This is a genomic window from Phaeodactylibacter sp. (assembly GCF_022763345.1).
Classification (GTDB): domain Bacteria; phylum Bacteroidota; class Bacteroidia; order Chitinophagales; family Saprospiraceae; genus Phaeodactylibacter.
In genome coordinates, this window is the sequence record NZ_JALEGS010000014.1 from 25,238 (window position 1) to 50,558 (window position 25,321).

Here is a 25,321-nt window from a genome sequence, read left to right on the forward strand (position 1 = left end):
AAACTCATAAACCTCAGCTTCATGAAGCAATTTTTTACCCTTTTTGCCCTTTGTCTCAGCTTTCAGCTGGCTTTTGCCCAGGTGTCCATCACGGAAGCGCCTGATTTCACCCTCACGGATATCCACGGAGAGGAACACCATTTATACGATATGCTGGATGAAGGCAAATATGTCATGATCAAGCTTTATGCCTACTGGTGCGGCCCTTGCTGTTCTACTGCTCCGGCAGTGAAGGAAGTGTACGAAAACTTTGGCTGCAACTCCGGCAACCTCGTTGTCATTGGGCTGGAAGCCGATGGCACTTTAGCGCAGACAGAAGCCTTTGAGAATGACTGCGGCGCGGCCGGCGGTTTCCCGGTTATCAGTGGGCTGGACGGAGGCGCCAGCGCTGTCGTTGACCAATTCAGCCCTGTGGCTTTCCCTACTGTTATCCTCGTTGCCCCTGACCGTACGATCGTAGAGCAAGACATCTGGCCTTTCGAAGTCGACGGTGCTACTTCGCTGGTGGAAGGTTACGGCCCCACCCAGCAGGAATGTGCACCGGTCAGTACGGCTGACGTATCGCTGGTTGCGGGTTTTGAAGCCAAAGCGCAGCCCAATCCATTCTCAAACATGCTGAGCATTACCGGCCATACCGATACCCCGGCGCGTATACAGGTTGAAGTCCTGAACGCACTTGGGCAGATCGTACTGCAGCATGATGCCGGGCAGTGGACAGCCGGTGAACACACCACTACCATCCCTGCACAACAGCTTCCTAAAGGACATTATTTCGTGCATCTCCGTGCGGATGGTGTACCTGCTGCAACGCTTAACGTGCAAAAACAATGATTAAGCCATCGCCCTGGTTGGATTCAATTCAATCAGGGTGTTTTCTTTTTCCATTTAATTGGCCTATTTTACACCTCATCGGAAAGGAATCTCAATAGCTAAATCATCCATTACGACTGCGCTAAATTGTTTTTCGATGCCTATTTCCTACTTTTTCCACTTTTCGATCTTACTGACCCATTTCTGCTTTTCTTCTCCATCCAATGGTACCGTTAGCTACGTTGATGCCGATGCCACCGGCAATAATGACGGTTCATCCTGGAACGATGCTTACCAAAGGCTGGAAAATGCCATCGCTGCTGCTAGCCCTGGGGATACCTTATGGATAGCACAGGGAACGTACAAGCCTGCGTTTGATGGTGACCGGTCTGTCAGTTTCCATATTGAAAAGCCGCTGGCGCTCTACGGCGGCTTTCAGGGCAACGAAACCACACTCCTGGAGAGGGACCCTGCAAATTTCATTACGCTATTAAGTGGAGACATTGGCCTGGAAGGCGACTCCCTGGATAACAGCTATCGAATCCTGACCATCGAAAACACCAACGCCCCCGTAACACTGGACGGACTAAGTATAGCCCATGCTGTCAACAATGCCAATACCAACAATCTGGTCGAACAAAGTGCAGCAGGAATCCTTGTGGTCAACGCAGAAGTACAGGCGTATGGCCTGCAAGTACACCATAATACGGCACGATACGGAGGTGGTCTGGCAGCTTGGTCCGGAACTAAATGGAAAGCCAGCCATTGTCGTTTCCATCAAAACCGTGCCTACGCCTTTTCAGATCGATGCGGAGGAGCAGCCTACGCTATAGACCCCAACGTACAAATGGACTGGCTCAACTGTGGCTTTGTGAGCAACCGGGCCAGTAACACAAGCGCTAGCGGAGGAGGTGCAGTTGCGGGCGTACAGCAAGCGACCTTTACCCAGTGCTACTTTAGCCAAAACCAGTCTGAGTTTGGAGCGGCCGTATCTGGTGCAAAAGCTACTTTTTATCATTGTGCCTTCTGGGGCCATCCTTCTGCCCAGGGTACACTCTTTGACGGGCAATACACGGTCAATAATTCCATTTTCTGGTTTTCATTTTTCAATGAGCCTGCCGCCAGCGCAACGGCTACTTTCAATCATTGCATGCTAGACGTGACGGACTGCCCACCAGGCACAGATTGTAACGGCTGCATCTATAATCAGAATCCTTATTTTATTGACCCGCTGGAAGAAGATTTCCGGGTTCCCTTATGTGCGCCATCGGTTGATCAGGGTAGTGCTGCTAACTTACCCGATGACCTGGAGACTGACCTTGGAGGGCTGCCCAGGGTTATTGATGGCACTCCTGATATAGGGCCTCACGAGTTCCTTGATCCAGACCCTGGCATTCCCGGTACGCATGTGATCAATACACGGGGAGACCGTTACTCCAGAAGTTTTGCCGGTGCAATCATCTGTGCAAATCAACACCCCGGCCCTGATACCATACGATTCCAGCTGATACCCAATGCCCAAAATGTCATTTCCCCAAAGTACAACCTTCCTCCAGTGTTGGACACCGCTACGGTTATTGATGCAACAGATCAGTACGAGGTCGGAGAAATCATTATTGACGGCAGTGCGGGGATGGTTTTAGAAAACATCCTTCCTGGTGGCGGTTTGCGCCTGTTCAACAAGCAGCAGAAAGTTTACGGCCTGGATATACGGAACTTCTCTTCTTTTGGATTAAGCCTGGAGCGGGATTCTGAATCTGCTCAAATTGGACTGCCGGGCAAGCCTAATGTGTTCTTCAACAACGGAACCCATATCCAGGTAGCAGGCCACCAACATACTATTCAGAGCAACTATCTGGGCTGTACGCCGGAAGGCGAGATGCAAACAACAGGAAACAGAGGCATTGCAATTGGCTCATACAGTAATCTTCCCCATACTACTACAGACCTGACCATCGGCGGATCGCGCGCCCTGGGTGAAGGCAATATTATTGGAAATTGCAGTACTGCGGCCATTTACTCCGGTGCCAATGAAAACAACAATACCACTGATACGATAGTATTTGGAGCTGTCATCGCCGGCAACACGATTGGTTGGCACCCGATTCTTGAAACAGCTATGCCAAACCAGTCTGGGGTTTGGATTTACCACTCTACTTTTCCGGGCGCTCCAAATTCAGAACTATATTCTGAGCAGATTACGATTGGCGGGCCCGATGCCGATCGTGGAAATATCATTGCCCACAGTGATGGCACAGCTGTTTTTCTGGAAGATGACGGTGTGAGAGTGAGTATGCGGCGCAATCGTTTCTTTTGCAATGAAAATGGCATAGTGTTTTTAGAATCTCCTAATTTCCAGAAAGCCCCACCGGTGATCCAGGAAGCCGATATTTTCCATATATCCGGTACGAGCTTACCGGGTGACACCGTAGAGGTTCTCATGAACGACACGACAAGTTGCCCTACGGCTGGCTGCCAGGGGAGCATATTCCTGGGTGAAGTCATAGCAGATGATAACGGTGAATGGGACCTCGGTTCCTTCCCTTTCCCACTGTTTGGCGGAGAACAGGTGACAGCAATAGCCACCAATAACCATCCGGTAAGTTCACCCTTTGCAGCATGCAAGACCGTGATTTGTCCGGAAAGCTTTGCCGATCTGAACGCAACACGCTGTGCCAATGACAGCCTCGTTCTCCAAGACCAGGTTTTTACGGTTGACCACCCTTCCGGAGAGGTGGTTTTAGTGGACAGCAGTGCCATTGGGTGTGATTCCATTATTTCCGTAAATATTAATTTCCTACCTCTTGGAGTTGGCAACTTTTCAGGTACTTATTGCTCTAATGAATCTATTTCCATCGGCAATACCACCTTTGATACTGATTTCCCGGAAGGCACCGCTCTAATTGCCGGCGCATCGGCCAACAGTTGTGACTCACTTGTAGAGGTATCCCTGACTTTTCTCGAAGCCCCGGTTACGTCCGCCGTCGCAGAAATATGCCCGGGTGATACGCTGGTTTTTGGCAGCTATCTTATTAGCACTTCCGGTACGTTCACCGATACGCTAACCGCCATTAATGGGTGCGATAGCCTGAGTCAATTAGTAGTGACGGTTCTCAATCAGCCCATTACCCAATTAGAGGCCTTTGCCTGCCCGGGTGAGTCTTTTGTTTTTCAGGACAGTGTGCTCACGGAACCCGGAGTTTATACTTTCAGCGCGCCCGGAGCCAACGGTTGTGACAGTATCCTGCTACTGGATTTTCAACTCCTGGAGTCTTACGAAATCACGGAACAGGCAACACTGTGCACTGGCGACAGTTTGATTTTTTGCAATACTTTGGTGACTACTCCGGGGACTTACTTCTGCGAACTGATCTCTACAGAGGGCTGCGACTCTACCACCGTCCTGGAGGTACAGGAAGCTTTTCCTCAGGCTACATCGATTGACACCCTACTTTGCGCCGGGCAACCCCTCAATATCGCAGGAAATACTTTTCAAGATCCGGGACAATACGAAGTTCCCCTAATGTCAGCCGAAGGCTGTGACAGTATTCTACAGATCACACTGGCCTTCGCTGAGCCTGCTGTGCCTGAAGTTGAAGTCCTTCCCGATTTTGGTGGGGGCACCGGCAGTGTTCATCCTATACTCAGCGATAGCACCCTCAATTTCAGCTGGGAAGATGGCGCTGAGGATCTGGAGCGGTCCAACCTCGACAGCGGCACCTACATTCTGTTATTAGAGGATACCCTGGGCTGTGTGTGGGAATGGCCAATAGAGGTCCCATCAGGTATGTTCAAATTTGCTGTACCCAACACCTTCACTCCTAATGGAGATGGGCAAAATGACACTTTCGCCCCCCTTACAAATACAGATCAGTACCAATTGGAACAATTTGAAATCTACAACCGATGGGGACAGCTCGTCTTCAAGTCTTCCCCGGGAGAAAACAGCTGGGATGGCACTTATCAATCTAAGCCGCAGCCTTCAGAAGTCTATTACTACCAAATTCAAATCCGTCCTAATGCCAGTACGGGAGCTCCTGTCACATTGCGTGGTGATGTAACACTGATCCGCTAAGCCTGATTCTGATTAGCGGGCTTCCTTTTCGGGCTTAGAGACCATTAGAAATTTAGAACAGGAGCTCACAATTTATTTTTCCTTACATTTGAAAAGTAATTGCTCCAACCAAGGGGCGATACAAAGCGGCACCATACAAACACTAAAAACCCTGCATGCGTTACAGCCCTGAAGAAATCGAAGGTTTCGAGGGCCAGCTGGATTTGCTGGTCCGGAAGCTCAACTTCATGAAAAGTGAGCTGGGGCGCACTATTGACCCAAACGCTAAGTTTGCCATCACGGAAGAAATCACACAGCTGGAAGGGCAAATCTCTGATCTCAAAGGCAAACTCAGCGCTGCTCATGGCCTGCCCGTTGCAGATCAAAAGGAACGGCTGGCTGAGGCTATCCGTCAGCTCAATATGGATGAGGAAGAGGAAATCGGGCTGCTTCACCTCGTGAATTGCGACCGTCATCAGATGGTGGACAAATTCTGGAATGCCTTTGACGAAAAGGAAGAAGAGCACTTTCAGTTTTACTTCATCACCGGCTGCCCCACGCAGATGCCGCCCAGTTTTGCAGAGCGTATGGTGTACGAGCTTTTGGTGGAAGAGCTCGACGGAGAAAGCGATGCCCTCCACATCCTCACCCAGGAAGATAGTGGGCGCCTCCGCATTCAGGACCTCCCGCTCGGCCGTAATACCCGCAAAAGCCAGCAGCGCTTCAAAGCCTATGTACAGGAACGCTTTCGCTTTGCAGACACGCAGTCGTTTGATACTTTCATCGAGACCGGAGTGCCTAATCTGCCCTATGACTACGTGGCCGTCGTTTTCGAGTTGCACGAACGCAAATGGAGCAGCTTCCTGCCCGAGTACCTGGAATGGATGATCAAGACCTTTAAAAATCCGAATAAACAGGTCCCAAAATTCTTATTCTTCTTCGTGTTTTATGTCGATGGACAGCACCTCGGCGGGCTTAAAAGTGAACAGAAGTCCATACTCACCGCCCTGAGCGAGCTGACCGTCCGCCATGAGACCACCCTGCTCACGCCTCTGCTGCCCGTTGAAGACGGCGACCTGAGCGCCTGGCTGATGGACCTTGGGGAACGCAACCCCAATCAGGTACAATCGGTAATCGATGCCATGGTAGCCGGGCTAAGGGAAGAAGACCAGCTGCTGTTTCGAGACAAGCAGCAGTTCAACATGAAAGATATCGAAGAGCTTCAGGCTCTGATTTATAACATTGCAAACGAATAGGCTATGAGTTTCCATCTTTACGGTTCGGAAGGGCAAAAGGCACTACCGCCCATAACCCTTAACGAACGGATCAACGACCCGGCTTTATACCTGCCTGCACCCGGACTGGTCAGTGCAGTCAATGTGGCGCTCAACCTGGGGCTCCCACTACTGCTCACCGGAGAGCCAGGCACGGGCAAGACCCAACTGGCCTATCACATCGCACACTACTTTTCCCTGGGAGAAGTTTTGGTGTTCAATGCACAGACCACCTCCTCCGCCAAAGATCTGTTCTACCGGTATGATGCCCTGGGGCATTTTCAGCACAGCCAAACCCAATCCGAAGCACTAAGCCCTGATGAAATCGAACGCCGGTATGTTCGGTACCAAGCATTGGGTGCAGCCATCCGGAGCGAACAACGCCGCCTCGTGCTAATCGACGAGATAGACAAGGCACCGCGCGACCTGCCCAACGACATACTCGCCGCCCTGGAACGCCTGGAATTCGATGTGCCGGAGATCGATAAAAGTTATGCCACGAGCAAAGACAACCGCCCTATCATCATCATGACCTCCAATTCGGAGAAAAACCTGCCGGAACCCTTCCTGCGCCGGGTCGCCTTTTACCACATCGACTTTCCTACGGCCCAGGAATTGCTCCACATTCTCCAGCGAAAGGTCGAAGGGTATCAGGGCTCGGAGGGTGAAGTCAAGCTGCAGGCTATTATTGACCACTTTGAGCACATCCGCTCGCGCACATCGGTCAAATTGCGGAAAGACCCTGCTACAGCAGAACTGATACAGTGGTCGGCACTGCTGCATAAACTAGGCTTCGAAGTCCGGCAGCTCAGCGACCCGGGCAGCCTTTCAGAAAAAGCCCGTGCCGACCTGAAGCTCTCTTACTGTGTGCTGGCCAAAAACAAGGATGACCTGGACCAATTGTACCGCATGATTGATCAAGCATAAGCATGGAGAGGGGATTCACATATCGCCTGGTTGCCGACCTGATACAGGCCCTGGAGACAGAAGGGTACCAAATCGGGACCGGACAGTACCTTCGGGTGCAGGAATTGCTGCATCAGTTGCCCGATGGCATGCCCGCTGAGGAATTGATGTACGCCCTTAGCCCTCTCTTTGTGCAAACCTCACAGCAACAAGATCAATTTTACCGGCTTTTTCAACAGGCCCGGGACCGGACGGAAGCCTATTTCCATGCGATTGACCAAACCCAGGATACAGCAGAGGCTATCCCGCTGCTCCAACGGCGCCCCCGAAAGCTGCAATGGCTTCTCGTGGCATTGGCCTTCCTCTTGATTGTGCCTCCGATTATCGTTATCGGGCTGCACTACCTAAAGGAGCGTACGCGGCCGTATGAGCGCACCTTCACCGTCAATGCCGGAGCATCTGCCAATAGTTGTGTCCCAGACTCCATTCTTCAGGAACACATTGGAAGCATTGACACCTTTGAGGTCGTCTACGCAGGACGGAAGGGACAGGCACTGGGCAGCTTTATGCTCGACCGCAACTGCCTGGAATACATCGCCCGCGACTCGGTGAGCGGACAAGACTCTATTCTTATCCGCTACCTAAACGGGGACCTCGAACTACTGGTCAATTTCCGGCCGGTCATAGAAGGCTATGCCGTTACGCCACCAACTCCTGATAAAAAAGAGCCTAAAAAACCTACTAATCCTAAATCAGAGCCCACCACTACTGTCGCCCGCTCGGGATGGAGCACCGTCAGTCCTCCTTTCGACCATGACCTGTTTGCCTACAGCATAGAAGCCCCAAGCAAGCTGCAGCAGTTGCTGGCACGATATGAAGACCTCATTCGCCTGGGCGGTTACATTTTGGCCTATGCCTTTCTGGTGGCACTGTTGCTCTACCGGTTCAGGCGCCGGCAAAGTGAGCGAATAGCCCTGGACAGTGACAAGCCGCCCTATGTATGGCATATTCGCATCCCAGAGGTAGAGCACTTGCAATTTGGGCCGGCGTTCCAGCGGCTCCTGAACCGCCTGCGGCAGCGGACACGGGGCGGTGCCTATCAACTCGATGTGCCCGGTACAATTCGGGCCACCATCCAGAAAGCAGGCATGGCGGACTTTCAATACCGGCAGCAAACCCGCCCGCCGGAGTATTTGCTGCTCATTGACCAGCAATCTGCCCGCAACCACAGAGCAAGGCTGTTTGATTACATCTTCCGTACTTTCCGGGCAAACGAGGTTCTGGCAGAACGCTTCTTCTACGATGGGGATCCCAGAATATGCTACAACAAGCAATACCCCGAAGGCATCACCCTTACCGACTTGCAACAGCAGTTTGGGTCTGCAAGGCTCTTCATCATTGGGCAGGGGCAGTCTATGCTGAACCCGATGACGGGCAAGCTCGCCCCCTGGAGTATCGTACTGGAAGGCTGGAAAAAGCGGGCGCTCTTCACTCCAAAGCCGCACGACAAATGGGGCCGGCAGGAGCGCCGCCTTGGCCAGCGCTTCACCGTCCTACCGCTGGAACTGGAAAGCCTGGAAATTCTTTTGGAGGCCCTGGAAAATGACGAAGTTCCCACAGCTGAGGTTTGGCAAAACCGGCTGGCAGGACGATTACGCCCGCCGGTTCAATTGGAAGGGCCGCTGCTCGATACCCTGAAGCACCACTATCCCCAGCCGATACTGCAATGGATTGCTGCCTGTGCGCTTTTCCCAACTTTGCACTGGCACCTGACACTTTACCTGGGGCGCTACCTGTCTACAGCAGAAGCCTCATTGCTTACCTACACCAACATACAGGAACTCTGCAGGCTACCGTGGTTTGTAGAGGGAAGCATCCCGGATAACGCCCGCTTACAACTTACGCAGTGGCTGGAAACGGAGCACCCCACCCTGCTGCGCGCCCTCAGGACCGAACTCAATGACGTACTCCGCCGCTATGCTCCACCAGCCGGCAGCGCAGCATTTGAAGAACATCAGTTGCATACTGCACTCAATGAATACTTGTCCCTGGGGCGCTCCGCCCGCCGGGACCAGCTGAGCCAGGAAATTGCAACTCTTATGGAAGCCGGGAACCCGCTGGACGAAGTAGCAGCGGTACAGCTCAGGGCCCGGCAGCCTAAGTGGTCGGCAAAACTTTCAGACAAGTGGAAAGAACGGCTGTACTGGCAGGGGTTGCCTGCCCTTGGCTTTAAGCACCTCTGGAGGGAAATGCGTTGGTTTGTGCCAGCCTTGCTTTTTGTGGCTGGCTTCTCTCAAATGCCCTGGAATTTAAGCCTTAGCCCCTGCGAAGGCGCCTTACTGGCACTGGAGTTTGAGGGGACCAATGACTTTGTATGCCTGAATGAGCGTGCCGCCTGGCAGCTTTTTCTTGAAGCGCGTGCCCGGCAGCGGATTCAGGCAGCGCAGGATCCGGTTTCCGCAATTTCGGCCGTTAGCCGTACACTTGGCTCCAGCCGGGGGCTTTCTGTGCTTGAGGTGGGCCGGGAAGACCGAACCAGCACCACCCATCAGTGGCGATGGTATTTCCCTGAGCCTGGTACTTCCCTCAACAGCAGCTGGGGCAGAGTCTCGACTTTCGGAGACTCCTTACTGATCACCCTCGATGCTGCCCCTGGTATAGATACGCTGGACCAGGAACTCCGCGCCAACCTCGCCGTTTTGCTCTACAACAAAGGAGTAGAAATAGCCCAGCAAACGCCAGACAGCCTGTCAGAAAAGGGCTCAGCCTGTACCTACTTTGCGGCGGCCCTGGCTATTGATAGCGTCTACCTGCCCAGGGAGATCATGCAACAGTGGTGCGAAGGGCAAGCTGGATTTAGCCCGGAATGCCGAATTCTGGGCAGAAATATTGCTTTCCGCTCCCGGCCTATCAGTGATGCCAAGCTTGAAGAAATCAAGCGGCGGTTCCAAAACAACGAGGGGGATGCTGAGCTCAATACCGACTGGGCGCTCTTTCAGGCATCGGCCGGCACAAGGGCTACCCTGCTGGAGGAGCGGGCATTAGGATATTGGGCTGTCATTCGGGGCATTCCCGGCTATCTGCCGAAGTTCCCGGAAGAAGACAGCCTGCTGATCCCCTGTGAAACCCGCTACCGATACGTTCAGGGGCAGGTACTCGACGGTGCGAAAGATAACGCAGCTCCCCTCAGTGGGGTAACCGTCCTGGCGGGGCAATACAGCGCCATCACCGACGGGCAGGGCAACTTTACGCTGGAAATCCCTAATGATTTGGCAAGACCCGAGCAGCCTGTCTTCTACCAGAAAGTTGGATACCAGAATGACACCATCATTTCAAATCTTTCTCTGGAGCGGATCCCGAAAATCAGGCTTTTTCCTGACGCCGATTATCGGGATACGAGCGCGGTCTATTCCGTTTCTTTTATAGTTCAAAACCTGTCAGATGGCAGCCCACTGAGTGATGTGGCCGTAAGGCTGGCCCAACCGGATACGCTCATCGGCCTGACTGACCCCGAAGGGCAACTCAATATTTACCTGCCAAGGTCTGCCTGGTCCCTGAACAGCCGCGTTGCCTTTCAATTCCAAAAAGAGGGTTTCCAGGGCAGTCAGACCATTCTGGGCTTTCAGGAGCTGGAAAAGGAAACAGCGATCAGCAAAACTATCGTGCTTAAGCCCGAAGGGAACCTGCCTGTGCAGCAGGATATTCCCCAGCAAACCGTAGAAGCTGAGGCCGGCTCAAGATACCTGTGGTGCCTCAACCGAATCAGCCAGGACTATTACTCTCCTACATTCGATGATGGCCGCACCCGCTTAGACGGGCAGGAAGTCATCACGGACCTGATCGATCGGATCAAAGCCGGTCTTGACCAGAACAACATCTCCTACTTTGAGGTCAATCCAATTGGCAAACGCCCTACGGAAGGCGAGCAGGTACAGCGCATCAATGCTCAGCCAGGGAATAAGCTGGTATTGACTTTTAGCTTTGGCTTCACCGGGTCAGTTAGCAACCCGGTCTGGGCTACTCAGGACAAGGGCGGCATTAGTGCCCGTACCAACGACCGCAGCGCTCGCCTGGCAGCCATTTTTATGGAAGCAGTCATGCGGCAGACCACCCTACGCAATGCCAACCTGACCACTGCCCCAAAATCACCTTCCCCTCTTTTGAATGGGTTGGAAGTGCCTGTAGCGATCTTTCAAAACGGCTACCTGACCAACCGGGAAAATGCCACTTTACTGATACAACCGGCCTTCAGACAGGAACTGGCCAATGCTTATCTCAGTGCCATATATGCGATCGAAAGCAATGGATTGTCTAAAACCCCGGCGCCCTATATCGAAAACCGGGATGCGGACGATGACGGCATTGAAAACCGGCTTGACCGCTGCCCCTTCGAGCCTGGCGAAGGAGCCAGCGATGGCTGCCCGGTCGAAAAAACAGACCAGGATGCACTAGAGGCTATGCTGAGAAAGGCGCCCGGCACCTGGGAGGAACGTAAGAACACACCGCAGCATTACACCACTAGCGGCACTAGTTTCCCGGAGATTGGGGTACGGGGGCGATATGCCATTCTCAAAACACTGATTAATCCAGTCACCCTTGAAGCCCTGATCGGAGAGCCCGTCTATCTCCGCAGCCCGCATAACGGAGCCGATATCAACTTTGATTCTGATGATGCTTTTGGATACTACAACCCCGCTTTTCTGACCCAACTCACGGACTACCTGGACAGGGCTGCACAGAACCAGGCTCTCCTGCGGCAACTTCAACCGCTGTACGACCGGGAATTCAGGCAGGTTATGCGCACTTTTTACCAGACGCATCAGACAGGTACCAGCCAGGAGCAGTTGGAAAGACCGTTTATGGAATTGCTGCGCAGTGTAACTAAAGAGCGTAAAGGGTCAGTCGTCAACCGCTTTTTCCTGGAAAATTTCCGCAACCTGCCAGGCGATGGAGACTCCCTTGAAAAAATGATGGCCACCCGTTTTTGGTTCCGACGCTCTATTGATGGCACAGATGGGGAGTTCTATAATCTGATGCTACTGACACTGCAAACTTTTGATCCGGATTTTCTCTACAGGCAAACAAATTAATCATACCCCTGCGCCTGTAGGTGGAAAAGCTCCGCGTACTTTCCATCCTTTGCAATCAGCTCTTCATGGGTGCCGAGTTCGAGCAGTTGCCCGTGCTCCAGAAACAGGATACGGTCGGCCATGCGAACCGTAGAAAACCGGTGGGAGATAATAACCGCAGCTTTGCCTTCTATCAGTTCGGAAAAGCGCTGAAAAACCTCGTGCTCTGCCCGTGCATCAAGGGCAGCAGTGGGCTCGTCGAGAATGAGCAGCTGTGCGTCCCGCATGTAGGCGCGTGCCAGAGCGATCTTTTGCCACTGCCCGCCACTGAGGTCGACGCCTTTGGCAAAACGCTTGCCCAGAATTTGGTCATACCGCTCTGGTAGGGTGTCTACCACCGTATCTGCCAGGCTCTTCTGCGCAGCCTCTTCGATGGCCAGGCTATCCTCTAAGGCGCCAATATTGCCGATGGCGATGTTTTCACCTGCTTTGAGCTGAAACCGGATGTAGTCCTGGAAAATGATGCCGATGTTGTTGCGCAACTCCAGCAGGCTGTACTCCCGGATATCCACCCCATCAATCAAAATACGTCCCTCGGTGGGCTCGTAAAGCCGCGCCAACAGCTTCACCAATGTGGTCTTCCCTGCGCCATTCTCCCCTACCAAAGCCAGCTTCTCGCCAGGCCGAAGTTGAAAGGACAGGTTTCGAATGGCCCAGTTTTCACTATTGGGGTACTTAAAGCTAACATTTTCAAAAACAAAGCCTTGCTGAATAGCCTCTGGGAATGGCAAACTGTTCGGTGGAGTTGTGATGGTGGGCTCAATTTCAAAAAACTCAAACAGGTCCTGCAGGTACATTGCTCCTTCCGCAATACGGGAAAAGCGGTTCATAATACCCTGCAGCCGGTTGCGCATCCGTTCGAAAGACCCCGCCAGGAACGTCAACGTACCTACGGTGATGATGCCGCCCACAGCCTGGGTGATAATGAAGACGTAAGCTCCGTAGTACGACAGGGTGCCGATAGCTGATAATGCACTGCCCCAGGCGGCCCGCCGGATGGCAATCTTGCGGTTGGCGTGGTAGTACCGGTCAGACAAGTCGGCAAAGCGGCGGGTGATGAAACCCGAGAGGTTGAAGATTTTCACTTCCTTCGCCATTTGGTCGCTGGCACCGATGTAGCGCAGGTAGTCCAGTTCCCGCCGTTCGGGGGTCCAGCTTCGGGTCAGGGAGTAGGTGCGCTGATTGAAGTGGGTTTCGCCGAGAAAGGAGGGGATAACCGCCACGATCAGGATAAGGATCAGCCAGGCATTGAAGGCAATGAGCCCGCCGGCGAGAAACAGGACCGTAACGATATCCTGCATTTGGGTAAGGACTTGCGACATGAGTACGGTACGGCCGGTGGTCTGCCGGCGGGCCCGCTCCATTTTATCGTAAAACTCGGCTTGCTCAAACTGATAGAGATCAAGCCGTGCCGCATGTTCAATAAGCTCTACGGAAGTCCGGTTGGCAAACAAGTCGCCCAGCAGACTGTCCAGCAGGGTAATGCCGCGGTTCATGAGGTCAGAAACGATGGCTAGGGCAAATTCCAGACCTACCATCGTCCAAAGGTATGTTGTATCCGTACCTTCACCATCAATCAGTAGCAAAATAGAGTCGATAATTTCTTTGCCTACGTACAAGACGAGCAGGGGTACTGCGGATTTCAGCAATCGCAGCAGCGCGTTGACCAGTGTCATGCCCGGGCTGGCTTTCCAAATTAACCGGAAAAAGCGGGGCAAATTGCGCAGGGCTTCGAATTGCTCCCGAAAACTTCGTTTTTTGTCGTCTGCCATATTTCTATGAACCCACAACACCTATATTAGTTGTACACCCAAGACTAACCACCAATCATGGCTAAAGCACTGGAAGAATTCGACCGCCTGGCAGAACTGCTGCAACTGGAAAAAGAGGAAGACCTGGAACAGTTTAAATCCCGTATTCAACGCCTGCCTCTTACCGAAAGGCGCGATAACGGCTACGCCTGGTACCCGGTACAGGTGATGAAAACCGGCTATACGTACGGCGACCGGGCTTATGTGACCATTTCCAGAGAAACAGCCGGGGACACGCCTCACCAATTCCGGGCAGGCATGGTCGTCAACTTTTTTACCCAACAGGCTGGTGCCAACAAGCCGGAGCGCAGCGGCGTCGTCAACTACGTGAATAAAAACCGCATGCAGATCATCCTCAACAGCAAGGATTTTCCGGACTGGATTGGGATGGGGCTGATCGGGGTGGACCTCCTCTTTGACGACCGCACCTATAAAGAGATGGAAAAAGCACTGAAAACGGTGCAGGAAGCCAAGAAAGGCCGGCTGCCCGAGCTTCGCAACATCCTGCTGGGCATTGAACCGCCCCGCTTTGCCCCCGTCAGTGAGCCGTTTACTCATCCTCAACTCAACGATTCTCAGAACCGAGCTATCAATCAGATACTGGCCGCACAGGATGTGGCAGTGGTGCATGGCCCTCCCGGTACAGGGAAGACCACTACGCTCGTGCAGGCGGTGAAGCGGTTATCTGAACAAGAGCACAATATTTTGGTGACCGCGGCCAGCAATACCGCCGTAGACCTGTTGGTGGAGCGCATCGCTGCGGAAGGGCTCAATGTTACCCGTATCGGCAATATATCGCGCGTAGACGAGGCGGTAATCCGACATACGCTGGAAATGAAACTCGCAGACCATCCTGAAGCCAAGAATATCAAAAAGGTAAAGGTGCAGGCCGCCGAAGCCCGTCGCAACGCCCAAAAATACAAGCGCCGGTTTGGACCGGAGGAACGGGCCGAGCGCCACCAATACTATCAGGAAGCCCGGGAGCTTTCTGCCTGGGCCAGGCAGCTCGAAGACCGTTTGATTGAGCAAATCCTTGATGGCTCTCAGGTCATCGCGGCCACGCTTGTTGGCACTTCTAATGACATTCTCTACAGCCGGAAGTTCCGGACCGTATTTATTGACGAAGCGGCACAGGCACTCGAACCTGCCACCTGGATCCCCATTGCCCGGGCTTCCCGCGTAATATTCATGGGCGACCCCTTTCAGCTGCCGCCCACCGTCAAATCGCAGGAAGCGGCACGAAAAGGCTTTGGGGTGACACTGATAGAAAAGCTCCTCGACCGCCTGCCCGGAGTCAACCTACTCAACGTGCAGTACCGCATGAATGAGCACATCATGGCTTTCTCCAATAAGGTCTTTTACAATGGGCAACTGCAAGCCGCCCCCGAAGTAAAGGCTCACCGTATAGATGCTGATGCGGACCATCCGCTGATTTTTATTGATACAGCCGGTTGCGGATTTGACGAGAAGACGCACCCCAAATACAAAAGCCGTTATAATCCGGAAGAGTTCCTGATTCTGCGGGAACACCTTTATCAGCTCAAGGATGCCTTTCATCCGGAAGCACTCCCTTTTGTCGCTATCATTTCACCCTATAGAGAACAGGTGGTGCATATGGAGCAAATGATTGAGGAAGATCCGGCACTGGAAAACTTTCCTTTGACTATTAACACCATTGACGGGTTTCAGGGGCAGGAGCGGGATGTGGTTTATATTTCACTGGTGCGCTCCAATGCTAAAGGCGAGATTGGCTTCTTAAAAGACTACCGGCGGATGAATGTCGCCATGACCCGAGCCAAAAAGCAATTAATTATCGTAGGCGACAGCGCAACCATAGGCGGAGACCGCTTTTACGCAGATTTTTTAACCTATTGCGAGCAGCAGGGGCTGTACCAAACGGCCTGGGAGTACATGAGAACGGCAGGCTAAACCTCAGAAAACGGTCAGATTTTTACAGGGAACGGTATCTTTTTTTGAGGAAACGGTATTTTTTTTGACGTATTTCCTTGCTAAAGATAATAAAAAAACGCATATTTGCATAAGTGATACGCGTTAAACTCTTGTGAAACTGCGTGTTACAGCAACTCCATTTGAGAGTGCTATCTAAACTACATACTTCAAGAACTTACTATGAGAGAAGCAAAAGTGAGCGTACACCATGAGCGCTTGCAGGTATCATCTGAGATCCTGCGTGCCATTGCTCATCCGTTACGCATGAAAATCCTGGAATTCATTGACCGCAACACCGAGATCAACGTGAACAAAATCTACAACACGCTTGGCCTCGAGCAGTCTATTACCTCACAGCACCTACGCATCCTCCGCCTTGCCGGGCTTGTGGACACAGAGCGGGATGGAAAGTACATCCACTACAGCATCAACTATGAGAAAGTAGGTGGAACGGTTGAAGCCGTTAAGCGCTTTCTGGAAAACTCCAAGGTGTTGCAAAAGTAAAGTTGACTTCCAGGCAACAGTCCAAGACCAAATGAGACCGTGCAGTTGTTGTGCGGTCTTATTTTTTTGCCCCTGCTACCCATTATGCCGGAGATGAGCCTTCCGCCTGCTGTGGACGGTCGCGGTCCACATCTTTGGGTTCCGCTTCTTCCGCTTCCTCCACATCAGCATCCCTCTCCGTATTTGAAGCAGGCTGTTCTTCGGACATCTCCTGAAAGAAGCTCCGCTGAAAGATCAGAATGTTAATTACCCCTAGGGTGATCGCCGTATCCGCAATATTAAACACCGGCTTAAAAAACATCACCCTTTCTCCGCCCCAAAAAGGCACCCATTCCGGAAGCACCCCATTTACAAGCGGGAAGTAAAGCATATCCACCACTTTGCCGTGCAAAAACCCGGCGTAGCCACCGCCTTCCGGAAATAGTTCAGCTACCCCCCCGTGAAAATGACTAGCAGAAAAGATGAGTCCGTAGAAAGCACTATCAAGGATATTCCCCAGTGCCCCGGCTAAAATAAGAGCGAAACTAACCATTAGCCCGATAGAAGCGCTCGTTTTGACCAGCAACCGCAAGTAATAGACCAGAAAAGCTACGGCCAGAATCCGAAACAGGCTTAAAGCCAGTTTTCCATATTCGCCGCCCAGTGAAAGCCCGAAAGCCATACCATTATTCTCCACAAAGTGGATGCGTGCCCAGTCGAGCCCAAGAATCGCAAATTCCTCTCCGTACTCCATATGGGTTTTGATCCAAATCTTCAGTGACTGATCAATAACAAGGACCAGGAAAACGACAAAAACAATAACGGCTGATTTCTTCAAGGTACTGCTGTTTCAGTTTATTCTGCAAATATACCAAAGGTGATACCAGGTTGTACATAACTTGTCCGCTACAAGATGGCTTTGGCACCGATTTGGCAAGGGCACGGCGTAAAATTTGAGTACAATCGGATTAATAACGCCCGTATAGATTTTTAGGTTTGCGGTAATTGTAAAAAAGCCCTCTTCTGCATCATTGCAAAAGAGGACTTTTCAGGCTGTTGAGCACAGCGGTAGGTTACCGGCTCTTTTTCGCATCAATACTAAGCGTGGCGTGAGGTACGGCCCGGAGCCGCTCCTTGGAGATGAGCTTGCCGGTTTCGCGGCAAACGCCATATACTTTATTTTGAATACGGATCAGTGCGTTATCCAAATGCTGAATGAGCTTGCGTTGGCGCGATGCCATATTGGTAAGCCGTTCGTTTTCAGCAGTCCCGATGCCATCGTCCAGCCCTTTGACTTTTGCATCCGGGTTGTCCGCCATGTCAGACAGCTGATCGAGGTAGAAGTCCAGTTCCTTTCTGGCTTTATCCAGTTTTCCCTGGATAAGCACGCGAAATTCTTCCAGCTCTTCATCTGAATAGCGTGTTTTCTCTGCGTTTTGATTCATAGCAAGTTGCAGTTTAATATGAAGCACATTAATATCCGGCTGAGCCTTACTTCTGCCTACATTGAAGGACAGCCAGAACAATTATTTCTCTAAAACACGGTGCAAAAGTACGAATAATTAAATTAAATTCCCACGATAACATATTATTTGCCCTGCCCGGGAAAGTCCGGCTCATACCCCGTCAGGCAATCGATAATGGTCTTTAAGCTCACAAAGAGGGCCTCCTGCCCCTCCCGGGATACGAGGACCTGAGCATCTTCTTCGTCCTGAGTCAGCGCATCTTCCGCAAAAGCCAGGAGGTCCTCCTGAGGGTAGCCCTCGAAGAAGGGGTCAAGCCGGGACCGAAAGTTTCGGCCTTTGTTGCCATGCATTACAGCCCAATTGGCCTCCTCTGCTTCACTAAGGTGTTTTTCGTCAATAACGGGGGGAAGCTCCTCTTTTCGGATCGTGTACCAAACCACCAGCATCAGAAACAGAAAATACTCCCGCTCTTCTTCGGTGAAAGCCTCGAAGTTTTCTGTAAAGGGATAGGCAAACAATACAGGCTGCTCCTGCTGCATAGCCTCCAGCCCCTGCGTGTAGGCATCCGACTTTCCCTCCAGCTCGGCGACAGCCTGATCAATTGCGTCTTCAGAAATAAACTGCATACAAGATTTGTTTTAGCGTACCCACACGGGCACCCTTTCAATTTTTGCCAATGATACGTATTTCAAGACGTTCGGAAAAGACCGGGTTGGGTTTTGGGAAAGCTTTTCCATACCCTTTGGCTTGCAGGCGGGTGGCATCAATGCCATTCCCGACTAAAAAACTTACCACTACCTGAGCCCGTTGCCGGGTCAGTTCAAGCGCTTTGGCATAGGAATAGGGCTCACCAACATGGGCACCGACCTCTGCAATCAGCCCCGGGTGCTGGTTGAGGAAAGACAACAAACGGTTGAGTTCGGGATAAGCCTCTGGCTTCAGACGGTCCGTACCATTCTCGAAGTGTACGCTATTGAGCGCGATATTCTGACCTATTTCCCCCGGGATCAAGGCAAGGTTTTGGCTGACCTCCTGATAGGCAGCAGGAGCCGATGATAAAGCCGGCACAAGAGCAGGCACTGCATCAGGATCGTCATTAGCAGGCTGAACGGGTTCTGCAGCCAGTTGCTGTGCCACTTTGCGGTCGAGTTTTTGCTGCACCATCGCCCGTTCCAGTTTCTTGACCTGATACTGCCCGTCTATTTCTACCAGCCCTTCCACTTTTTCTTCCAATTGCGGAGCTAAGGCTTCTGCCACTTCATCCTCCATGGCCGCTTTTAAGCCTTCCAGCACCTGAGCCTCCCAGGCTTCCGGTTCCGTTTCGGCAGGCTGAAATCCACCTTTGGCGGCCCAGTCCGGGGCAGGACCATTGGCAGAGACCAGCCCTTCCTTAATTTGAGCTTGCAGCTGCCGGGCCTTTTGCTCCAGGGAGGCGCGCTCTGATTCCGTCAAAGCCGGGCTAGGCTCCACCTTGACGGGGATTTCCATTTCCTGTATCAGCCGCTTTTCCACCTCAGGGATCAATTCCTGTTCCAGCTCTGCTTTGGCCTGATCCTGAAGTTCTTCGAAGGTGGGTTGGTCTTCCCAAAGGTGGCGTTCTCCTTCGGCTATTTCCTGTTCCGCCTCCTGCAGGGACTTCTTATGCACATAAAACCGCTTAAACCGTGCTTGCATATCTTCCAGCTCCTGTTCGGCAGCAGCAGCCTCGTCGTAGCCATCATCCGGTAAGGTGTCCTGGTGGGCCACTACTTCTGTAAAATACCGATAACGGTGGCGCAGGGCTTCAATTTCGGGGTCGGAAGGCGGAGGCAAATCCAGCCCGTATTGCTGAGTGCGGACTTCAGCCAGTGCCTCCTGCCGCATGCGCTTTAGCTCCAGCAATTCATTGTCCAGCTTATCCAGGTGCAGGTGAAGGGCCCGGATATCCGCCTCCTCCTCTGACATTGCTGCGGCAATACTATTCGACACGGTAGCGTTGGCAGCCAGGTCTTCACCAGAGGTCTCCACCGGCTGCGCCACCGGGAAATAGCCAGGTAAATCCGCAAAAACCACTCCTTTTTCCGTAGCGGGAAGCAATAGGCTGTAGGTCCCGTCTGCATCGACTTCAGCAACCTGCACTACCTTCCCGGCTTTTGTATCCTCGAGGCGCACCTCAACTTCTCCGGCCAAACTAGGGCGATCAACCTGCACCTCGCCTTTGATCAGGCGCAATGCCTCAGGCCGGAGTGCTTCCGGCAATGCCTTTTGCAAAATATCCACATCTCTGCCTACTGGGCGGCGCGCGACAAACGCCTCGGTTCCGGAAGCCGGAATGCTGATGAACAACTCATCTGCTTTGGTATTGATTGCGGGCCCCAGGTTGACGGGTTCAGTCCAATTATTCCATCCCGCTCCTTTTCGCCTGGCCATATATAAGTCGTAGCCCCCGCTGCCACCAGCGCGGTTAGAGGAAAAATAAAGGGTCCGGTTGTCCGGAGCGAGATAAGCGCTTTGCTCATCGGCAGGGCTGTTGATCGTCTTCGGTAGGGATATGGGAGCGCTCCAGGCGGCTGCATCCGTCCGGGTACTCAGGTAAATGTCTTTATGAGCAGGGTGCCCCTTTTGCGGGAGCACGCAGATCATATGGTGATTGTCCTGCGCAATCTGAAAAAAGGCTTCCGGTACACTTGCGTGGCCGCCCTCCAGATGGTGCGTATTTGACAGGCTCCAAAGCCGGCCAGCCTCCCGGAAGCGGCGCAGCTGCCCCTTTCCGGCCGCATAAACCAACAGCTGCCTTCCGGAAGTATTCAGGCTTAGTGGCCATTCGGCTCCTCTGGTGTTGACAGGAGCGCCAACGTTTACTGGTTTGGACCAAATACCACTGGCAGAACGGTAGGTCACCCAAACGTCGCTTGCATTTTGTTCGCCACGGTTTCTGGGGTGCCCAAAGCGGGCGAAGTATAGGGCATCGCCCTGCATATTAACGACTGGGTAAAGTTCGTCGTAAGTGGTATTGACAACCTCCTGCAGCGTACCCTGTGCGTTGGCAGGAAGCGCACAGCAACCCAAAAGAAGCAGGAATAACAGTGGTAGGAAGGGCTTTCTCATAATTTAGTATAGGCAGAACTTAAAAGAAATCGGCCGGAAACGACTTGTACACTCCTTATGACGATAAAACACAGAAAAGTAATGCCCGGTTTCAAAGCATATCCTCCGCTTCGCCAAAATCCGAGGGCGGGGGCCCCTGAAGCTGAATAACCCGGCTACTGTCCAGAACAGAAAGTGCCCGTAGCGATTTGCCCGTCCATTCTCCAAAAACGGTAACCTGCTGACGCCCTCCTACGGCTAGCAGTACCCACTCATGTGCCTCTTCTGCCTGCACAGGTATTTCCATGCCCTGGGCATCAAGGAGCACGACTTTCTCCGACTGCCAGACCGCCCGGACCTGCCCCAGTAATACCGGGAAGCCGGAAAGCCAAGGGTTTTTAGCCAGCGCTTGCGCATAGGCTTCCAGCATTTCCTGCCCATGCTCCGTAATGGATATCGCATTCATAGGCTGCCGGTAAGGCTGCACCCGCTTCAGCAGCGCCCGCAACGGATAGGTACCAGGATAGTACACCAGTTCACCCTGCAGGGCACTGCCCAAAACCCAATGCCCTTCAAAACGTTCGTTCCCCCACGCAAAGTCCAAAATAAGCGCAAACCGGCCGGTCTGCTCTCCCACCAGCCAGGTGCGCCGGTAACGAAGCTTTTCTTCTTCTCCCTCCACCAGCCCGATCACCAGCCAGCGGTCTGAGACAGCCGGCCCTTCCAGCACCTCTTCTTTCTTCAAATTGACGCCTCCGTAGGACAACAGTTCAACCTGGAGGGCCTGCGGCAGCCCCTCCAGCTGACGGAAGCTTTGTACAAACAGATAGAGTTCAGACAAAGCCCCCAGCAGGTTGCCATGCCACTGTTCTGCTTCCATCAACTTTGGGAAGCTGCGGATGCGGCGGGCGACACTCCCCAGTTTAGCGTCCACCATGCGGGCCGCTATGCGCTCCCAAAACTCTGGCTCTGCCCCTTCAAGGCTGGAAAGCCCCTGCCTGATGACATCACGAAGCCATTGGTCCAGCTCTTCCACGCCTGACTTCATCTCCACGATCCGTTTATTCAGGCGGGCTTCGCGTTCGCTTGTATCTACTACAGCTGACTTTCGGGCCTCCGGTTGCCGGACCGCATCACGGACCCAGCCCGGCCGCTCATCGGCAGGTGTGATCTGATCATTTTTGCGAAGGAAGAAAAGCAGCAGGGACAGTACGTGCTGACAGGGACGGTACCGGTTTTTGCAGGTGCAACAGAAGGCTTTCCCGTCGAGCGTTACCATGACCGGATAGGTAAGTTCACCGGTGGACTTGCAAATGCCCCAAAGGGCATCGCCATCGGAAGCTACGTTTTCCCACTTTCGCCCGTAGAACAGTGCCCGTGCCCGGTTCAGGACGAGGGTATTCGGTGCGTACGCTTGCAGGGTGGCGTAGGTCCAGCTCACATTGTAACAGATTAGTCCTCCGTATCGAGAATGCCCATTGAGTGCATCGCTTTCTCGGAAGCGGTTTGTTCGGCGCTTTTCTTATTGAAGTCATCGGCGGTGGCCATTTTCTTGCCATTCACCATGACGGCGACTTTGAAACGGTCCCGCTTTTCGAACTTATACCGTGCCAGGAGCTTGTAGGTAACGGTTTGGCCGTTTTTCTGGCACCATTCCAGCAGCTGGCTCTTGTAGTTGTCATCCACGGTTTCCAGCTCGTGTACGTCCACGTAGTTGCGCAGGATTTTATTGACGACGAAGCGCTTCGTGCCTTTGTAACCCTTTTCCAGATAAACTGCGCCAACGAGTGCCTCCACGGCATTTCCCAGCATAGAGCGGCTCAGGCGGGTCTGATTGTACTCAGAGAGCAGCATATCCAGCCCCATCTTATCGCCGATCAGGTTAAGGGATTTACGCTTGACAATCTTCGAGCGCATTTTGGTGAGAAAACCCTCGTCACTGTTAGGGTATTTCTTAAAGAGATACTCTGCTACGATGGTACCGAGCACGGCGTCGCCCAGGTATTCCAGGCGTTCGTTGTTCTGTACTGCGTAGGGCTTCTCAGAAGAGGAAGATTTGTGGGAAAAAGCCAGCCTGAATATAGACATATTGGCGGGGGTGAAACCAATGAGCTGCCGCAAACGGCGAGCCAGTTCCTTATCCTCAGATAAAAAATGGTTGTAAAACCTAAATACGAGCCGCAACAAAACCTTAGTGTTTTGTGAAAAGATATTGTTATCTAAGGAGCAGGGCGGCAACGGGCTTGATGCGCGCTGCCGCTCTACTCTTTTAAAAACCAACGGGAAACCTGTAGCCTAAGCCCGCTCAAATGAATGCGGCGGGCCCGGACCAGCCTCCCTAAAAGACGGCTCGCCTGCGATTGGGGAATCCAATTCCCCAGGCGCAGAAGTGCCTAATCTTCGTACTTCTTAAATACCACAGAGGAGTTGTGCCCTCCGAAGCCAAAAGTGTTGCTGAGAATCGCTCTGACTTCCCGCTCCTGTGCTTCGTTGAAGGTTAGGTTTAGCTTGGCATCCAGCTCCGGATCATCCGTGAAGTGGTTGATCGTAGGCGGGATGAAACCATGCTGAATGGCCAGGATGCCTGCAATCGACTCCACTGCTCCGGCAGCGCCAAGCAAATGCCCGGTCATGGATTTAGTAGAGCTGATATTCAAATTGTAGGCATGCTCGCCAAAGACCTGCTGAATGGCTTTGACCTCTGCAATATCCCCAAGTGGGGTTGACGTGCCGTGCACGTTGATGTAATCAATATCTTCCGGATTGAGCCCGGCATCTGCCAGGGCGATCCGCATAACATTGCCAGCACCCAGTCCCTCGGGATGTGGGGCCGTGATGTGGTGGGCGTCCGCTGTGGCGCCAGCACCAACAATTTCAGCGTAGATGGTTGCCCCCCGCTTTTTGGCGTGCTCTAGTTCCTCTAGTACAATTGCGCCTGCACCCTCGCCAAGGACGAAGCCATCGCGATCGGCATCAAAGGGGCGGGACGCTGTTTGGTAATCATCGTTGCGGGTAGAGAGCGCTTTCATGGCGTTGAATCCGCCTACCCCTGCCTTCGTCACCGTAGCTTCTGAGCCACCGGTAATGACGATATCCTGCCGGCCAAGGCGGATTTGATCGAATGCCGTTCCAATCGCATGAGAAGAAGAAGCGCAGGCAGAAACGGTCGCAAAATTTGCGCCTCGGAAACCATATCTGATAGAGATCAGCCCGGCGGCAATATCGGAGATCATCTTGGGGATCATGAAGGGATTATAGCGGGGTGTACCGCTGCCCGTAATATGATCTTCGATTTCCTTTTCCAATGTAGCCAGACCGCCAATCCCGGAGCCCCAAATGACACCTGCCCGGTCAACGTTGACCTTTTCAACATCAATACCCGAATTTTCCATGGCCTCCGCAACGCTGTACATCGCATAGATGGTGAAATTATCCATGCGGCGCATTTCGCGGCGGTCTACTTTTTCTTCAGGTTGGAAATTCTTGAGTTCGCAGGCAAACTGAGTCTTGAATTGGGAAGCATCAAAATGAGTGATAGGATTAGCACCACTGAGGCCTTTCTGCAGGCCTTCCATGTATTCGCTAACTGAGTTTCCGATGGGGGTTACTGCTCCTAGTCCTGTTACGACAACCCTTTTCATTGGCTTAATTTGATTTGGTTCCAGCCTCCTGTTACAACGGCTAAGTTATGCCCGTCAATTGTTTTGGTTGGAAATTTGCGCCTTGTATTTGGTAGAGAATGTAGCCGGGAGGTTCAAAATGCAATATTAAAGAAGGCGCGGAGATACAAATCAGAGACTTTCCTCAGAAAGCCTCTAATTTGTATGCGTTAAATCCGGAAACAGCAAATGCTGTTACGCTTCTTTAACCTGTGATTCCAGATAAGAAACAGCCTGGCCTACCGTTTGGATAGCTTCGGCCTGCTCGTCCGGAATAGCGATATCGAACTCCTTTTCGAACTCCATGATGAGCTCCACGGTGTCCAGAGAGTCGGCCCCCAGATCGTTCGTGAAGTTTGCATCCGGGTTCACCTCTGATTCGTCGACACCTAATTTGTCGACGATGATCTTATTAACTCTTTCTGCAATGCTAGACATAAGTGAATTCGCTTTATTGGTTTACAATTGCGATGCAAAGAAACGTAGAAGAACCTTGACTACCAAAGTTTTTCAAAAAAAAGTTGCCCCCCTGAACCTCCGAAATACCCTGCTATTGCTGAATCCCAGCCGATTCAGGCTTCAGTTTTAGCCCCCGTTTTTTCTTTGGAAGCGACCTTTGACTGTGCAGAGCATAGCCCCCTCCACGCCCCTGAGCAGCTATTTGTTCACAGGTTTTTAACCCTGGGCGGTTTGTATATTATAAGGATTAGCGT

The 25,321-nt window shown here is 52.5% G+C and carries 16 protein-coding genes; 7 read left to right on the forward strand and 9 right to left on the reverse strand.

The features are described 5' to 3' along the window. Window positions 1-21: 21 nt before the first annotated feature. The 5 genes from MRY86_RS03315 (at window position 22) to MRY86_RS03335 (ending at window position 12,134) form a co-directional block, all read left to right on the forward strand. The gene (locus MRY86_RS03315; RefSeq protein ID WP_293563133.1) at window positions 22-831 is read left to right on the forward strand and encodes a redoxin domain-containing protein; all 810 of its coding nucleotides are present in this window, start codon (window positions 22-24) and stop codon (window positions 829-831) included. Between the two features lie 136 nt (window positions 832-967). Beyond that, window positions 968-4,885 carry a gliding motility-associated C-terminal domain-containing protein gene (locus tag MRY86_RS03320; protein WP_293563132.1) on the forward strand — a complete coding sequence of 1,306 codons (3,918 nt, stop codon included), beginning with the start codon at window positions 968-970 and terminating at the stop codon, window positions 4,883-4,885. Window positions 4,886-5,040: 155 nt separating this feature from the next. Further along, complete coding sequence (locus MRY86_RS03325) at window positions 5,041-6,120, forward strand: hypothetical protein (protein ID WP_293563131.1); 1,080 nt, start codon at window positions 5,041-5,043, stop codon at window positions 6,118-6,120. A 3-nt stretch (window positions 6,121-6,123) separates the two neighbouring features. Then, on the forward strand, window positions 6,124-7,065 hold the full coding sequence (locus MRY86_RS03330; RefSeq protein ID WP_293563130.1) for a MoxR family ATPase: 942 nt from the start codon (window positions 6,124-6,126) through the stop codon (window positions 7,063-7,065). A 2-nt stretch (window positions 7,066-7,067) separates the two neighbouring features. Beyond that, window positions 7,068-12,134, forward strand: a complete 5,067-nt coding sequence (locus MRY86_RS03335; protein WP_293571015.1) for an N-acetylmuramoyl-L-alanine amidase — start codon at window positions 7,068-7,070, stop codon at window positions 12,132-12,134. Here MRY86_RS03335 and MRY86_RS03340 read toward each other — a convergent pair. Further along, window positions 12,131-13,945: an ABC transporter ATP-binding protein gene (locus tag MRY86_RS03340; RefSeq protein WP_293571017.1), complete on the reverse strand. Its 1,815-nt coding sequence runs from the start codon at window positions 13,943-13,945 to the stop codon at window positions 12,131-12,133. The genes MRY86_RS03335 and MRY86_RS03340 overlap by 4 nt on opposite strands. A gap of 57 nt (window positions 13,946-14,002) precedes the next feature. Here MRY86_RS03340 and MRY86_RS03345 point away from each other — a divergent pair, with 57 nt between their 5' ends. Then, entirely contained in the window at window positions 14,003-15,913 is a 1,911-nt protein-coding gene (locus MRY86_RS03345; RefSeq protein ID WP_293563127.1) for an AAA domain-containing protein, read from the forward strand. Window positions 15,914-16,114: 201 nt separating this feature from the next. Beyond that, window positions 16,115-16,438, forward strand: coding sequence for a metalloregulator ArsR/SmtB family transcription factor (locus MRY86_RS03350; protein WP_293563126.1), 324 nt, complete (start codon window positions 16,115-16,117; stop codon window positions 16,436-16,438). 82 nt (window positions 16,439-16,520) lie between these two features. Here the strand turns inward: MRY86_RS03350 and MRY86_RS03355 are convergent, their stop codons facing one another. From MRY86_RS03355 to MRY86_RS03390, 8 genes are all read right to left on the reverse strand, one after another. Then, window positions 16,521-17,255: a lipoprotein signal peptidase gene (locus MRY86_RS03355; protein WP_293563125.1), complete on the reverse strand. Its 735-nt coding sequence runs from the start codon at window positions 17,253-17,255 to the stop codon at window positions 16,521-16,523. A gap of 235 nt (window positions 17,256-17,490) precedes the next feature. After that, entirely contained in the window at window positions 17,491-17,862 is a 372-nt protein-coding gene (locus tag MRY86_RS03360) for a TraR/DksA C4-type zinc finger protein (protein WP_293563124.1), read from the reverse strand. A gap of 143 nt (window positions 17,863-18,005) precedes the next feature. Beyond that, entirely contained in the window at window positions 18,006-18,509 is a 504-nt protein-coding gene (locus MRY86_RS03365) for a hypothetical protein (RefSeq protein WP_293563123.1), read from the reverse strand. Between the two features lie 37 nt (window positions 18,510-18,546). Continuing rightward, window positions 18,547-20,970: an OmpA family protein gene (locus MRY86_RS03370; protein WP_293563122.1), complete on the reverse strand. Its 2,424-nt coding sequence runs from the start codon at window positions 20,968-20,970 to the stop codon at window positions 18,547-18,549. A 91-nt stretch (window positions 20,971-21,061) separates the two neighbouring features. Next, the gene (locus MRY86_RS03375) at window positions 21,062-22,390 is read right to left on the reverse strand and encodes a hypothetical protein (RefSeq protein WP_293563121.1); all 1,329 of its coding nucleotides are present in this window, start codon (window positions 22,388-22,390) and stop codon (window positions 21,062-21,064) included. A gap of 11 nt (window positions 22,391-22,401) precedes the next feature. Continuing rightward, window positions 22,402-23,136, reverse strand: coding sequence for a ribonuclease III (rnc, locus tag MRY86_RS03380; RefSeq protein ID WP_293563120.1), 735 nt, complete (start codon window positions 23,134-23,136; stop codon window positions 22,402-22,404). A gap of 206 nt (window positions 23,137-23,342) precedes the next feature. Continuing rightward, a complete protein-coding gene (gene fabF / locus MRY86_RS03385; protein ID WP_293563119.1) occupies window positions 23,343-24,590 on the reverse strand; it encodes a beta-ketoacyl-ACP synthase II in 1,248 nt (415 codons plus the stop codon). A 213-nt stretch (window positions 24,591-24,803) separates the two neighbouring features. After that, entirely contained in the window at window positions 24,804-25,046 is a 243-nt protein-coding gene (locus tag MRY86_RS03390) for an acyl carrier protein (protein WP_044146360.1), read from the reverse strand. Between the last annotated feature and the right edge of the window lie 275 nt (window positions 25,047-25,321).